The sequence below is a fragment of the Leisingera sp. MMG026 genome, from assembly GCF_021654205.1.
In the GTDB taxonomy this organism is placed as follows: domain Bacteria; phylum Pseudomonadota; class Alphaproteobacteria; order Rhodobacterales; family Rhodobacteraceae; genus Leisingera.
The window spans coordinates 44,397-58,321 of sequence record NZ_JAKFZM010000013.1; the positions used below are offsets into that span (position 1 = coordinate 44,397).

A 13,925-nucleotide genomic window follows, 5' to 3' on the forward strand; every position below is an offset into this window, starting at 1 on the left:
GGTAACAGCGGGCACGGGCAAAAGAAACGGAACTGAGGTAGGCATGGCATTTCAAACCCGCAGCCGCGATCCGCTGCTCGACAGCAATATGCAGGCGGCTATTGAAAAGCGCGGCAAGGAATTAATCGGGATTGCATTGATCCTCGTGGGGCTGATGGTTGCCGCCATGCTGGGGTCGTATACGCCGGACGACCCGAACTGGACCGTGTCTACGGACGCGCCAGTGCAGAACTGGCTGGGCCGTCCCGGCGCTTCTGTCTCTTTCATCCTGATTACCTTGTTCGGCAAGGCCAGCTGGGCCGTGCCTTTGTTCCTGTCAGCCTGGGGGCTGCGGTTTGTGCTGCACCGGGGCGAGGACCGGGTGGTCTGGCCGCTGCTTTTGTCGGTGCCGTGGCTGCTGGTGGTGGCGCTGCACATGGAAACCCTGAACGCCAGCTCCACCTGGCAGCAGAACTATGACTTCGGCCTTGGCGGTATGGTTGGTTACACCTTCCTGGGCGCATTGCTGGCGCTGCTGCCCGTGGGCCTGCATTTCATGGTGAAAATCATGTCGCTGCTGAGTGCCGCGGGAATGCTGGCGCTTGGCTGTGCGGTGCTTGGGTTCACCTGGCCCGAGGTGAAGAAGGGCCTGCACAAAGTGATGATTGGCCTGATCCTGGGCTATGGCGCTGTGGCCGCATTACTGGGGCGCGGGGCGTCCAGCGGGTTGCAGGCCGCAATGACCTATCGTAAAGCACGGGCGGAACAAGCGGAAGAAACTGCCTATGACGCTGCCGACGCTGAGCCGGAGATGTTCGAGGATTATGCGGAAGACGCATACATTGCAGACAGTCAGGAGGAAGAACCGGAAGCGCCTGCCAAAGGCGGCCTGCTGTCACGTGTGCCCGGCCTGATCCGCCGTGTTGCACCTGCGCCGGCGGCGGACAGCGCCTATGCGGCTGACATGCAGGATGAGGACGAGGTTGAATTTCCGGCTGATGGCGAGGGCGGCGAAGACCGGATCTCCCAGAAAATCGCCAATGCCGTGCGTATTCGCCGGGCAGCAGATGTGCCGCCGGAGCAGGATCCGGCCCTGCCGCTGACCAAAGGCCGCGGCCAGCGCCCCGCGCCGCTGATCTATAACCCTGCCATGGACCAGGACGGGCTGCCGCCTGAGCCGCCGCTGACCGCTGCGCTTGCAACGATGCCGCCGCTGCCGGAGGATCCATCGCTTTCCTGGCAGGCTTCCGCAGATGACGCCTTTGGTTCGGATGCATCGGATGCTGGCCTGCGGGACGAAGATGAGATTGCAATGGCCGCTTCGGATCACAGTATGATCGCTCCGGACTACGTGCCGTCCGAGGATCTGCCGGATGCTGCGGAACCGCCTGCGCCAGTTCCCTCCGCGCCTGAACCGCGCCCGGCGCCGGGGCCGCGTCTGACCGTTGATCTGCCCGTGGCCGAGCCGCGCAAGGCAGTGGTCGAACAGCCGGCACGCAAAACCGTACAGCCCTCGGCGCGTGCCAAGGCCGAAGCGCAGCCCAATCTGGCGTTCGATCCCAGCGGCAGCGATTTTGAGTTGCCGCCGCTGAGCCTGCTGACCAACCCGACCGGCGTCGAGCGTCACCACCTGAGCGACGAAGCGCTGGAAGAAAATGCGCGGATGCTGGAGGCCGTTCTGGATGACTATGGCGTCAAGGGAGAGATCACCTCGGTCCGTCCCGGTCCCGTTGTCACCATGTATGAGCTGGAACCGGCACCGGGCCTCAAGGCATCCCGGGTGATTGGCCTTTCCGATGACATCGCCCGCTCGATGTCGGCGCTTTCGGCACGGGTCTCAACCGTGCCGGGCCGGACGGTGATCGGTATCGAACTGCCGAATGAGAAACGCGAAAAGGTGGTCCTGCGCGAGATCCTGTCGTCGCGGGATTTCGGCGACGGCAACCACGCGCTGCCGCTGGCATTGGGCAAAGACATCGGTGGCGATTCCATGGTCGCGAACCTCGCCAAAATGCCCCACCTGCTGATTGCCGGCACCACGGGTTCCGGTAAGTCGGTGGCGATCAACACCATGATCCTGTCGCTGCTGTATAAGCTGACGCCAGATGAATGCCGCCTGATCATGATCGATCCCAAGATGCTGGAGCTTTCCGTTTATGACGGTATCCCGCATCTGCTCTCACCCGTTGTGACCGACCCGAAGAAGGCCGTTGTGGCGCTGAAGTGGGTGGTGGGTGAGATGGAAGACCGCTACCGCAAGATGTCCAAGATGGGTGTGCGCAACATCGCCGGCTACAATGGCCGCGTTAAGGAAGCGCTGGCCAAGGGCGAGATGTTCTCGCGAACCGTGCAGACGGGTTTCGACGACGACACCGGCGAGCCGGTGTTCGAGACCGAAGAGTTTCAACCCGTTGTTCTGCCCTATATCGTTGTGATTGTTGACGAGATGGCAGACCTGATGATGGTCGCGGGCAAAGAGATCGAAGCCTGCATCCAGCGTCTTGCGCAGATGGCGCGGGCTTCGGGCATCCATCTTATCATGGCGACACAGCGCCCCTCGGTTGACGTCATCACCGGCACCATCAAGGCCAACTTCCCGACCCGGATTTCCTTCCAGGTCACCTCTAAGATCGACAGCCGCACCATTCTGGGTGAAATGGGCGCTGAACAGCTCTTGGGTATGGGGGATATGCTCTACATGGCCGGCGGCGCCAAGATCACCCGCTGCCATGGGCCGTTCTGTTCGGACGAAGAGGTCGAGGAAGTGGTCAACCACCTCAAGCAATTCGGCCCGCCGGACTATGTCGGCAGCGTTCTGGATGGTCCGGCTGACGACAAGGCTGATAACATCGATGCGGTTCTTGGACTGAACACCGGCGGCAATACCGATACCGAGGACGCTTTGTACGACACCGCAGTTGCCATCGTGGTCAAGGACCGCAAATGCTCCACCTCCTACATCCAGCGAAAATTGGCGATCGGCTATAACAAAGCCGCGCGGCTGGTTGAACAGATGGAGGACGAGGGCGTCGTGTCGGCTGCCAACCACGTGGGCAAGCGGGAAATTCTGGTTCCCGAACAATGAGCTGACGAAAATTTGCCGATGCCGGATCCGTAGGGTTCCGGCATCTTCACTTTTGCAGCAGCGTGCCTATGTTGAGGCCATGAAACGGATTGCACTCGCCTTTGCGCTGACCCTTGCTGCACCGGCCGCCTGGGCGGCTGAGCAGCTTAGCCTCAATGAGATTTCCCGTTATTTGAACGGGATTTCCACCGCCGCCTCCCCCTTCACCCAGATCAATGACGACGGCAGCCTGTCGACGGGCAAGCTTTACATGCACCGCCCGGGCCGGATGCGGTTTGAATATGACGGCAAGGGCGGCGGTACCGTGGTTGCCGGCGGCGGGGCGGTGGTGATCCACGATCCCAAATCCAACCAGCCGCCCGAGACCTACCCGCTCAAACGGACACCGCTGTCGATCATCCTGGACCGCAACGTGAATTTAGGGCGTGCAAATATGGTGGTGGGGCACAGTTTTGACGGTACCTCTACTATTGTGCGGGCACAGGACCCGGAACACCCGGACTATGGCAGTATCGAAATGATGTTCACCGGCGCGCCGGTAGAGCTGCGCAAATGGGTCATTCACGACGGTGCGGGCGGCCAGACAACCGTGATTCTGGGTGCAATGGAAACCGGCCAAAAATTGTCCTCCAGCCTGTTCACCACCAGCGGCAGATCCCGCTGAAGCAGCGGCTCCCGCGCCCGCGGCTGCACCGGCCTTGCCGGAACAGCCTGACGGCCTTGGGCCCGGCACCGGGCTGGCGCCCGGTGCGGCTCCGCCTGAATTCAGCAGTTAGGGAACATTAGTCCAGGCCTGACATGCGCTTTGGTGCAGTGTTAGGCCCAACAGCTGAGGGGGCTTCACAAAGAACGCCCCTTCGGTACCTCAGCGGAACTTACGGCAGGTTGCGAGCTGAGCCTGATAAGTCTGGGCGCGGGATTCGACTTGCCCTGCAACACGCTGCAGCCAAGGTTTGGACCGGTAGCTGCCGCGTGAGTAGCCATAATGTCCCTCGTGGTAGGCGAGGTATTGATTGCGCGCGTCATACAGTTGGATGCCGTTCTTTTCGCGGCTCTTGCGCATGTACCACCCCATGAAATCGGCCGCATCGCTGATCCGGTCGCGCTTGGCCCGACGCCGGCCGGTATCGCGCCGGTAATCATCCCAGGTTCCGTCCAGCGCCTGGCTGTAGCCGTAAGCGCTGGATTGCCGGCCGACCGGGATCACTCCCAGCAGGTACTGGTGCGGCGTGCGGGCATCGCCGCGGAACCGGCTTTCGTGATAGATCGTTGCCATCTGCACATGTACCGGGACACCCCAGCGGCGTTGGGACGCGCGGAAGGCTTTCAGGTATTCGGGCCGCTGCTGAATGATGCTGCACGCATTATCCAGATTGCGCGGCGGCGCTTTGTGCCCGCCTCCGCAAGACGCAACCGCCATGAGGAGAACGAGGGCGCTGATTATTCTGCTCATTGCCTCTGCCCATTTTTGATTTGGGTTATTTTGCGGCAAGTTTAGCGGATTGCAGCAGGTGAGGAAATCACAATTACAGAATCTGGGTCGGCAGCAGTGGCAGCAATGCAGTTGATATCAGGGTTGAGACCGCCACAAGCCCGGCCAAAGCGCTGGAATCGGCTTCAAATTTTCTGCCCGGTCAATTCCGGCGCATTGGTCAGAAAGCGCGGTGTATCCAATTCCTGCCACAGGAACAGCCCGCCAGGAAGCGTTGCCCAAACTATCGGTTCCCGGATAGCTTTGCTGCCGGCATTGCGGCCCGCCACCAGATAGTTCCCTTAGGTGGAGGACAGGATGGCTGAAACTGCAAGCATGCCAACGGCATAGTCCAATCCGGCCTCGCCGAAGGTAAACATCGACAGCGGGGCCCCAGATCGCCGGTATTGCCGAGGATGAAAGGCACCAGATAGGTGCAACGGTCCAGATGCGCTGTGCGGCAGGCCATTCCGCCTCTGCCGGCCAGCACCGGATGTCCTGCCAAGGCGGCCAGCAAAAAGGCCCCGGGCGCCCCCTTTGTCCAGCTCCGCTTTCATCAGTGCGGTGAAGATCAGGCAGGCACCGCCAGGGTCATCGCCATCCGGGTGACAAACTGCGTGCAGTACTCGAGCCTGAGTTTCACCCAAGTGTACCGGCCATGGCCGGCAGGAACACCGGGGCGGTGATTTCGAGTACTGTCAAAGCGAGGTTCACAGTCTGTTTCCCTGAAAATTTACGTCAAGAGTTGGACAATTGCTTGGCGCGCGCGCTATTTACAATGTACGGGGGCGAACATGACCATGATGAGAACACGCGCAAAATACAACCTCGGGCAGGTCGTCCGCCACCGGAAGCATCCCTTCCGCGGGGTGGTCTTTGATGTTGATCCCGAGTTCTCCAATACTGACGAATGGTATGAGGCGATCCCTGAAGACAGCCGCCCGGTAAAGGACCAGCCGTTCTACCACCTGCTGGCGGAAAACGACCAAAGCTATTATGTCGCCTACGTCTCTGAGCAAAACCTGGTGGCGGACTATTCAGGGGAGCCTATAGGCCACCCGGATGTCCCTGAAATGTTTGGTAATTTCGATGGCGGCGCCTATGCGTTGCACTATCAGCTGAACTGAGTTCCGCTGTTTCCGCCCAGCCGGAACTCCCCTTCATCAATATCCCAGTGCGCAGCCGTCTTTGCGCGGATCACTGGCGCCTTCCAGCACGCCAGAGGCATGGATCCGGATCGACTGCGCGCCGCCCAGCGGCGTGTCCGGCACCACCACGCGATGCCCCATATCCGCAAGCTTCCGGCGAACCTCAGCCGTATAGCCGCGCTCGATTTTCAGCACACCGTTATCGGCAAAGCAGCGGGGGGCATCGACAGCGGATTGCAGGTCCATGCCAAAATCAACGAGGTTGGAAACCAGCCGGGCGTGGCCGGTCGGCTGATAACCGCCGCCCATCACGCCAAAGGGCATGATCACCTCTCCGTCTTGCTGCAGCATGGCGGGGATGATCGTATGCATCGGTTGTTTTCCCGGTCCGAATTCATTCGGATGACCCGCTTCCAGGGTAAAGCCGGCGCCGCGGTTCTGCAGCAGGATACCGAATTGTTCAGACGCAATGCCCGAGCCGAAACCGTGGAAGATAGAATAGATCAGCGAGACCGCCATGCGGTCCTTGTCCACCACAGTTATATAGACCGTGTCTTTGTGCACCGCCTCGGTTAGCGGCTGCACTGCCGGCAGGGCGTGCTTGGGGTCGATCAGCGCGGCAAGCCGGGCAGCCGTTTCGGGTGCCAGCATATGCGCCAGCCGGGAGGTGTGATCCGGATCGGCCAGGAAGCGGTTGCGCGCATCATAGGCAAGCTTGGCGGCCTCCGCCTCGATATGCGCACGTTCTGCGCCAAACGGATCCATGTTAGAAATTTCAAAATGCTTGAGTATGTTCAGCAGTAAAATCGCAGTCGCACCCTGACCATTGGGCGGATGCTCGGTCAGGCCCAGGCCATTGTACTGGCCGTCAACCGGCTGTGTTGCAAAGCTGCTGGCAGCGGCGAAATCCGCCAGAGTGTGGACGCCTCCAAGCGCTGTCAGCGCTGCGGTCATATCTTCGGCCACTTCCCCGGAATAAAAGGCATCCCGCCCGTTTTTCGCGATGCGGCGCAGCACTTCGGCCTGCCCGGGTGCGCGGAACACATCGCCGCTGATGAACGGCTGGCCGTCTTTCAGGTAATGGTGCCGCGCCGCGCCTTGCAATGCCGCTGCGCCGTTGATCCAGTCGAACGCCGTGCGCGGCGCCACAGGAACGCCCTCTTCGGCATAGTGGATTGCCGGTTGCAGCAGCGCATCAATCCCAAGCCGTCCTTCGCTTTCGGCAAGGCGGCAGAACGCGTCAATCGCGCAAGGGATAGTCACCGCATCGGGGCTGCCCAGCGGAACGGATTCCAGCCCTTGTGCCCGAAGCGCAGCAGCGCTGGCCCCGGCAGGGGCGCAGCCCGATCCGTTCAGCGCCTGGATGCCCTGTCCCGGGCGGGAATGCAGAACAAAGCAATCCCCGCCGATGCCTGTCATTTGCGGCTCGCAAATCCCCAGTAAGACCGCCCCGGCCAAAGCCGCGTCCATTGCATTGCCGCCGCGTTTCAAGATGTCGACGGCGACGCTGGCAGCTAGAGGATGCGAGGTTGCACACAGGCCGTTTTGGGCCAAGACGGCTGATCGCCCCGGAAGATGAAAGTCGCGCATTTCCCTGCTCCTGCCGTCACCTTGCAAAGGCTAGGCGCACACGGCAGGAAGGCAACTCAAATCTTCAGCGGCTCTGAAGGAACGGAACGTCACCCTGGGTCAGGAATGCGGGCCAATGGAAGTATCCCCGGTGCCGCGCACTGGTGGGGGCTAGAACACGCGGTACCGGGGGAAGCTCATTTCAGCTACAGTTTACAAGTCGCATATCTATCGGGCTGAGGTGGGCCGGGATTGCGGCGCGATTATGACAAAGCGTTAAAATGCAGCAGACCCGCAACCGTACCTCTGCAAACCAGGGGCTGTTCAGACTTCAGCCGAGGGGCTGGTCACTTTGATTTCGAAGCAGAGCGATAGATTGTTGTTTCCCTCCGAACGCTCATACTGGACTTGGCTTGCCAATTCGCGGATCAGAAACCAGCCGAACCCGCCTTCGGGCATGCTTTCAACCGGAACGCTGATATCAGCAGGTTTGCCCTCCGGCAATTCTCCCTTAGCAAAGGGAACACCGGCGTCCTGGATGCTGATCCACAAACGTTCAGGACAAAGCTCAGCCCGGATCCGCACGTCTCCTGGATGAGCACTTTCATAAGCGTGCTCGACTACGTTGTTCACAGCCTCGGTCAGAGCGATTTGAACCTCATCCACACGGGCACCCGGGATCCCTAGGGACCGAAGCTGGTCTACAACCGATGAGATGCCGGAGCGGGCATTCAGGTTCGTAGCCGTGAACGAGCAGGCAAAAGTTTTTACCATCGATTTCTCGCTTTGCACTGACAGCGCATTGGTCTTCAGGAGTTTGCGCCAGCCGGAGCGATTGCGTCGCCAAGGGAACCATAAAGGTCAAAGATCGTATCCATGCGGGTCAGCCGGAACACTTTTTCGACCATGGGGGTCAGCCCGGCGAGATCCAGTTTCCGGGTGCCGCCAAGCTGCTTCATCGCGGCGACGATCGCGCCAAGCCCGCTGGAATCAATAAACTGCACTTCGGAAAGGTCCAGGATGACACGGTCCGCACCGGATTCTGTTTCCGTGCGCATGTCCTCCTTGAACTGGATGGCCATGGCGGCATCAATGCGTTCGGCATTGACTTTAACGATCTGTGCATCGTCCGTCATGGTGGTCGTCAGGCTCATTTTGATCCCCCGGGATGTAACGTCATTTGTCAGCACTCTAGACCGCAAAGCTTACTATTCTGTAGGTATTATTTTGACGATTGGAGGAAAATTGCATGAAAGATGTTGTTATCGCCGGAGCGGCCCGGACGCCGATGGGCGGGTTTCAGGGCATGTATGACGGGGTGACGGCTTCGGAACTGGGCGGTGCGGCCATCCGGGCGGCCCTCGAAGGCGCCGGTGCTGCTACTGTCGATGAGGTGCTGATGGGCTGCGTTCTGCCTGCGGGCCAGGGTCAGGCGCCGGCGCGTCAGGCCGGATTCGCCGCGGGCCTGGGCGATGAGGTGCCGGCCACGACTCTTAACAAAATGTGCGGCTCTGGCATGAAGGCGGCGATGATCGCCTTTAACCAGATCGCGCTGGGCCACGCGGATACGATGATCGCCGGCGGCATGGAGAGCATGACCAACGCGCCGTATGTGCTGCCCAAAATGCGCGGCGGCGCCCGCATCGGCCATGGCCAGGTGATTGACCATATGTTCCTGGACGGGCTGGAAGATGCCTATGACAAGGGCCGCCTGATGGGCAGTTTTGCCGAGGATTGCGCCGAGAAATTTCAGTTCACCCGCGAAGCTCAGGATGAATACGCACTGAAGTCGCTGGCCAACGCGCTGGAAGCCCAGGAAAGCGGCGCATTCAACGGGGAAATCGCGGCTGTTTCCGTAAAATCCCGCAAAGGCGAGGTGGTGACCGATGCGGATGAACAACCGAAATCGGCCCGCCCGGAAAAAATCCCGACGCTGAAACCTGCTTTCCGCAAGGGCGGCACTGTAACGGCGGCGAATGCCTCCTCCATTTCTGACGGCGCGGCAGCACTGGTTCTTGCCTCAGCCGAGGCTGCCGAGGCACAGGGATTGAAGGTCCGCGCCCGGATCCTGGGCCACACCAGCCATGCGCAGGCCCCGGGCTTGTTCACAACCGCGCCGGTTCCCGCTGCGCAAAAGCTGCTGAAAAACATTGGATGGCAGGTTGAAGACGTTGACCTGTGGGAGGTGAACGAAGCCTTTGCTGTGGTTCCGATGGCCTTTATGCATGAAATGGGCATCAGCCGCGATAAGATGAACGTGAACGGCGGCGCCTGTGCGCTGGGCCACCCGATCGGGGCGTCCGGTGCCCGGATCATGGTCACGCTTTTGAACGCGCTGGAAAAACGCGGCCTTAAGCGCGGCGTGGCGGCAATCTGCATCGGCGGCGGCGAAGGCACGGCAATTGCAATTGAGCGGGTGTGATATTCACCTTTTGAAAAAATACTCTCGGGGGTGAATTGACCGTCAGGTCAAGAGGGGGCAGACAGCCCCCTCAATGCGTTGAAGGAGAGGCGGGCATGCAGGCTGATTTCGGAACCCTTGCCAAGACCATCGCGTCGCTGACCGCTGGCGAAACGGATGAGGTTGCGCTGATGGCCACTGTCGCCTGCGAAGTGCATCACGCCGACGACCGGTTCGACTGGACCGGCTTTTACCGCGCCGTTGCACCGGAATTGCTGAAGATCGGCCCGTATCAGGGCGGGCACGGCTGTTTGCAGATCCCGTTCTCCCGCGGCGTTTGCGGCGCGGCGGCACGCACCGGAGAGGTGCAGCTGGTGGCGGATGTGGATGCCTTTCCCGGCCATATTGCCTGCGCTTCTTCCACCCGGTCGGAACTGGTATTGCCGGTTTGGAATGCCGCAGGCGCGCTGATCGGGGTTTTCGATATCGACAGCGACCAGCCGGACGCCTTTACTCAGGAAGATGCTGAGCAGCTGGCAGTAATCCTGCGGCAGGTCTTCAGCCGCAACTGATTCGCGCTTGCAGGGGCTTAGCCCCTCGGCCTTGCGGCCTCACCCCAGGGTATTTTCACCCAGAAAGAAGCAGCCCGGTGCCTGAAGGCGCTGGGTTTTTTCTTGGTTCGCGGCCAGTGCATGAAAAAAGGCTTGGAAATTTCACGATCCCAAGGCATCGTGAAAAACGAGAGCATTTTTTCACGAGCGGGGAGAGAGCCGGTGAACGATCAAACCCTGGCAGCGGCGACACTGGGGGCGGACATCCGGGCCTTGCGCAAGGCGCGCGGGCTGACGCTGTCGGATATCGCGGCGATGCTGAACCGCTCGGTTGGCTGGCTCAGCCAGGTTGAGCGGGACATGTCCGAACCTTCGATTTCCGACCTGCGCCAGATTGCCGAGGCCCTGGGTGTGCCGATGTCGATGCTGTTTGCCCATACCGGCGCTCCGGCGGATGAGCATGGCTATATTGTTCGCGCAGGCTCGCGCCGTCCGATGGGCTCGGGCGAGGAAGGGCTGATCGAAGAGCTGCTGTCGCCCGACTTGACGGATGATTTCGAGATGGTGCATTCCACCTTCCGCCCGAAATCAAGCATGCAGACACCGGCCCACCGGCCGACGCAAGAGGTTGGCTATGTGATCTCGGGTAAGCTGGATTTGCTGATCGGGGGCCGCAGCTTCACCGTTGGCCCGGGCGACAGCTTCAGGATCAAGCATGAACCTTATCAGTGGTCGAATCCCTATGACGTACCCGCAGTGGCCGTCTGGGTGATTGCACCGCCGGTGTATTAGGAGGTCTCGATGATCAAGGGATCCTGCCTCTGCGGTGATATCCGCTTTGATACCGCAGCACAGCCCAAAGGCGCGTCCATGTGCCATTGCAGCCAGTGCCGCAAGCAGTCGGGCGGCATCTGGTCTTCGGCCTATGTGCGCGACCAAGACCTCAATATCACCGGTCCGGTCAGCTGGTTTGAAGCCAGCGCAGCGGCCAAGCGCGGCAGCTGCCCGCGCTGCGGCTCCTTCCTGTTTTGGAAGGCGCATGACGAAGACACCACAATTTTCGCTTTGGGCGCTGTCGACGGGAACACCGGTCTCAGCGTCGAAAAGCACATCTTTGCCGCCTCCAAGGGCGACTACTACGAGATTGCGGACGGCGTGCCGCAGAAGGACTGAGACTAGGGAGCGAACATGTCTGATTTTCCAACCAAGGCCCGCGTGGTCATCATCGGCGGCGGTGTCATCGGCGCCTCGTCGCTTTATCATCTGGCCAAGAAGGGCTGGACCGATTGTGTGCTTTTGGAGAAGAACGAGCTGACCGCCGGTTCGACCTGGCATGCGGCGGGCAATGTGCCGACCTTCTCGACCTCCTGGGCGATCATGAACATGCAGCGGTATTCGACCGAACTGTATGCGCGGCTGGGTGACGAAGTTGATTACCCGATGAATTATCACCAGTCCGGCTCGATCCGCCTGGGCCATACCAAGGAGCGGATCCAGGAATTCGAGCGCGCCTGTTCGATGGGCCGTTACCAGGGTATCGAGATGGAGATGTGGACCCCGGAACAGGCCAAGGAAAACTACCCGTTCCTGGAGACCCACGACCTGGAAGGTGTGCTGTGGGATCCCTCCGATGGCGACATCGACCCGGCACAGCTGACCCAGGCGTTGGCCAAGGGCGCGCGTGACATGGGCCAGAAGATCATCCGTTTCTGCCCGGCAACCGGTGTCACGCAACAGGAAGACAAGACCTGGATCGTGCACACCGAAAAGGGCGACATCGAATGTGACTATGTGGTGAACGCCGCTGGCTATTACGCACAGCGTATTGGTGAGTGGTTCAAGCCATACGGCGGCCGCACCGTGCCAATGATGGTGATGTCGCACCAGTATCTGCTGACCGAGCAGATCCCCGAGGTGGAAGCCTGGAGCAAGGAACACGGCAAGAAGCTGCCGCTGATCCGCGACGTGGACGTGTCCTATTACCTGCGTCAGGAAAAGAACGGCTACAATCTTGGTCCCTATGAGCCGAACTGCAAGGGGGAGTGGCTGACCGAGGACAATCAGATGCCGGACGACTTCTCGTTCCAGCTGTGGTCGGACGATCTGGACCGGATCGAGGATATCGTGACCGACGCGATGGAGCGGGTGCCGCTGATGGCGTCCTCCGGCGTCAGCAGCGTGATCAACGGCCCGATCCCCTATGCGCCCGACGGCCTGCCGCTGATCGGCCCGATGCCGGGTGTCGACAACGCATTTGAGGCCTGCGTCTTCACCTTTGGCATTGCCCAGGGCGGCGGCGCCGGCAAGGTGCTGGCGGAATGGATCGTTGACGGCCAGACTGAATGGGACATGTGGGCGGTCGATCCGCGCCGCTACACCGACTACACCGACCAGGATTACTGCGATCAGAAAGGCATGGAAGTCTACGGTAATGAATACGCCATGCACTTCCCGCAGCACGAATGGCCGGCCGCGCGCGGTAAGAAGGTCAGCCAGGTGCACGGGAAGATCAAGGAACTGGGTGGCCAGATGGGTGTCTACAACGGCTGGGAGCGCGCCAACTGGTTTGCCAAAGAGGGTGATGACACCTCTGAAGAAGCCACTCACACCTGGGGCCGCTCCGGCCCGTGGCAGCAGCGGATCAAGGAAGAATGCGAAGCCGTGCGTGACGGCGTCGGTGTTCTGGATCTGCCGGGCTTCTCGCGCTTCAATCTGGATGGCGAAGGCGCCGCGGAATTCCTGCGCGGCCTGGTGACCGGCGGGTTGCCCAAGGTCGGCCGGATGAACCTGGTCTATGTCTCGGACGACCGCGGCCGGATCCTGACCGAGATGTCCTGTATTCGTCATGGTGAAGACCACTTCACCATGATCACCGCAGGCTCGGCCCAGTGGCATGACTTCGAGATCCTGCGCAAGGCGCTGCCCGCAGGCCTGACCCTGACCGACCGCACCACCGATTTTGCGACGATGATTGTCACCGGTCCGAAGTCGCGGGAACTGTTTGCGGGCATCTCTGACGCCGACCTGTCGCTGGGCTGGCTGACCCATCAGGAGGCCACGGTCGCGGGTAAACCTGCCTTCCTGGCGCGCGTATCTTATGCCGGCGAACTCGGCTGGGAAGTACACTGCGCCAACGCGCATCAGGCCGGGATCTATGCGGCGCTGATCGAAGGCGGCGCCAAACCGTTTGGCATGTATGCGCTGAACTCCTTGCGGATCGAAAAGGGCTATCGCACCTGGAAGGGTGACCTCAGCACCGATTACTCGCTGCTCGAAGGCGGGCTGGAGCGCTTTGTCAAACTCGACAAGCCGCAGGATTTCCCGGGCAAGGCCGCAATCCAAAGCGAAAAGCAGCAGGGCGTGAAAAAGTCCTTTGTCACCATGATCGTCGAAGCCGGCGATGCGGATGCGCCTTACATGTCCTGCATCTCCAAGGATGGCGAGATCGTGGGCGAGACCACGAGCGGAGACTGGGGCTATCGCGTGGGCGCCTCCATCGCGCTGGGCATGGTGCGCAGCGAACTGGCCGTGCCGGGCACCGAGCTGGAGGTAGAGATCTACGGGCAGAAATGCCGTGCCGTGGTTCAAAAAGATGAACCGCTGTGGGATCCGGCCAACGAGCGCCTGCGCGCCTGATCAAATGGCATCAGCCCGGACCGCAATGATCCGGGCTGGTACTTAATAAAAGACAGCCTGCGCCGCCGGATCGTTTCCTGTATCC

12 protein-coding genes are annotated in these 13,925 nt (G+C 60.7%); 8 read left to right on the plus strand and 4 right to left on the minus strand.

Annotated features, from left to right (window positions below):
* Window positions 1–43: 43 nt before the first annotated feature.
* Window positions 44–3,064 carry a DNA translocase FtsK gene (locus tag L1069_RS09140; protein WP_237455444.1) on the plus strand — a complete coding sequence of 1,007 codons (3,021 nt, stop codon included), beginning with the start codon at window positions 44–46 and terminating at the stop codon, window positions 3,062–3,064.
* A 79-nt stretch (window positions 3,065–3,143) separates the two neighbouring features.
* Window positions 3,144–3,728, plus strand: coding sequence for an outer membrane lipoprotein carrier protein LolA (locus L1069_RS09145; protein WP_129372440.1), 585 nt, complete (start codon window positions 3,144–3,146; stop codon window positions 3,726–3,728).
* A gap of 201 nt (window positions 3,729–3,929) precedes the next feature.
* Here L1069_RS09145 and L1069_RS09150 read toward each other — a convergent pair whose 3' ends face one another.
* Entirely contained in the window at window positions 3,930–4,517 is a 588-nt protein-coding gene (locus tag L1069_RS09150) for a lytic transglycosylase (RefSeq protein WP_027256819.1), read from the minus strand.
* Window positions 4,518–5,335: 818 nt separating this feature from the next.
* On the opposite strand from L1069_RS09150, the gene hspQ reads away from it, so the two are divergent.
* Window positions 5,336–5,662 (plus strand): heat shock protein HspQ, encoded by a 327-nt coding sequence (hspQ, locus tag L1069_RS09155; protein ID WP_035920248.1) that lies wholly within the window; start codon window positions 5,336–5,338, stop codon window positions 5,660–5,662.
* Window positions 5,663–5,698: 36 nt separating this feature from the next.
* Here the strand turns inward: hspQ and L1069_RS09160 are convergent, their stop codons facing one another.
* From L1069_RS09160 to L1069_RS09170, 3 genes are all read right to left on the minus strand, one after another.
* Window positions 5,699–7,273, minus strand: coding sequence for a gamma-glutamyltransferase family protein (locus L1069_RS09160; RefSeq protein ID WP_237455445.1), 1,575 nt, complete (start codon window positions 7,271–7,273; stop codon window positions 5,699–5,701).
* 303 nt (window positions 7,274–7,576) lie between these two features.
* Window positions 7,577–8,026, minus strand: a complete 450-nt coding sequence (locus L1069_RS09165; RefSeq protein ID WP_237455446.1) for an ATP-binding protein — start codon at window positions 8,024–8,026, stop codon at window positions 7,577–7,579.
* A 35-nt stretch (window positions 8,027–8,061) separates the two neighbouring features.
* The gene (locus L1069_RS09170) at window positions 8,062–8,406 is read right to left on the minus strand and encodes an STAS domain-containing protein (protein ID WP_129372437.1); all 345 of its coding nucleotides are present in this window, start codon (window positions 8,404–8,406) and stop codon (window positions 8,062–8,064) included.
* Window positions 8,407–8,501: 95 nt separating this feature from the next.
* On the opposite strand from L1069_RS09170, the gene L1069_RS09175 reads away from it, so the two are divergent.
* The 5 genes from L1069_RS09175 (at window position 8,502) to L1069_RS09195 (ending at window position 13,840) form a co-directional block, all read left to right on the plus strand.
* Window positions 8,502–9,674: an acetyl-CoA C-acyltransferase gene (locus L1069_RS09175; RefSeq protein WP_237455447.1), complete on the plus strand. Its 1,173-nt coding sequence runs from the start codon at window positions 8,502–8,504 to the stop codon at window positions 9,672–9,674.
* Between the two features lie 95 nt (window positions 9,675–9,769).
* Window positions 9,770–10,225 (plus strand): GAF domain-containing protein, encoded by a 456-nt coding sequence (locus L1069_RS09180; protein ID WP_237455448.1) that lies wholly within the window; start codon window positions 9,770–9,772, stop codon window positions 10,223–10,225.
* Window positions 10,226–10,426: 201 nt separating this feature from the next.
* Window positions 10,427–10,996 (plus strand): XRE family transcriptional regulator, encoded by a 570-nt coding sequence (locus L1069_RS09185; RefSeq protein WP_129372434.1) that lies wholly within the window; start codon window positions 10,427–10,429, stop codon window positions 10,994–10,996.
* Between the two features lie 9 nt (window positions 10,997–11,005).
* Window positions 11,006–11,377, plus strand: a complete 372-nt coding sequence (locus L1069_RS09190; RefSeq protein ID WP_237455449.1) for a GFA family protein — start codon at window positions 11,006–11,008, stop codon at window positions 11,375–11,377.
* A 15-nt stretch (window positions 11,378–11,392) separates the two neighbouring features.
* On the plus strand, window positions 11,393–13,840 hold the full coding sequence (locus L1069_RS09195; RefSeq protein ID WP_237455450.1) for an FAD-dependent oxidoreductase: 2,448 nt from the start codon (window positions 11,393–11,395) through the stop codon (window positions 13,838–13,840).
* Window positions 13,841–13,925: the final 85 nt, after the last annotated feature.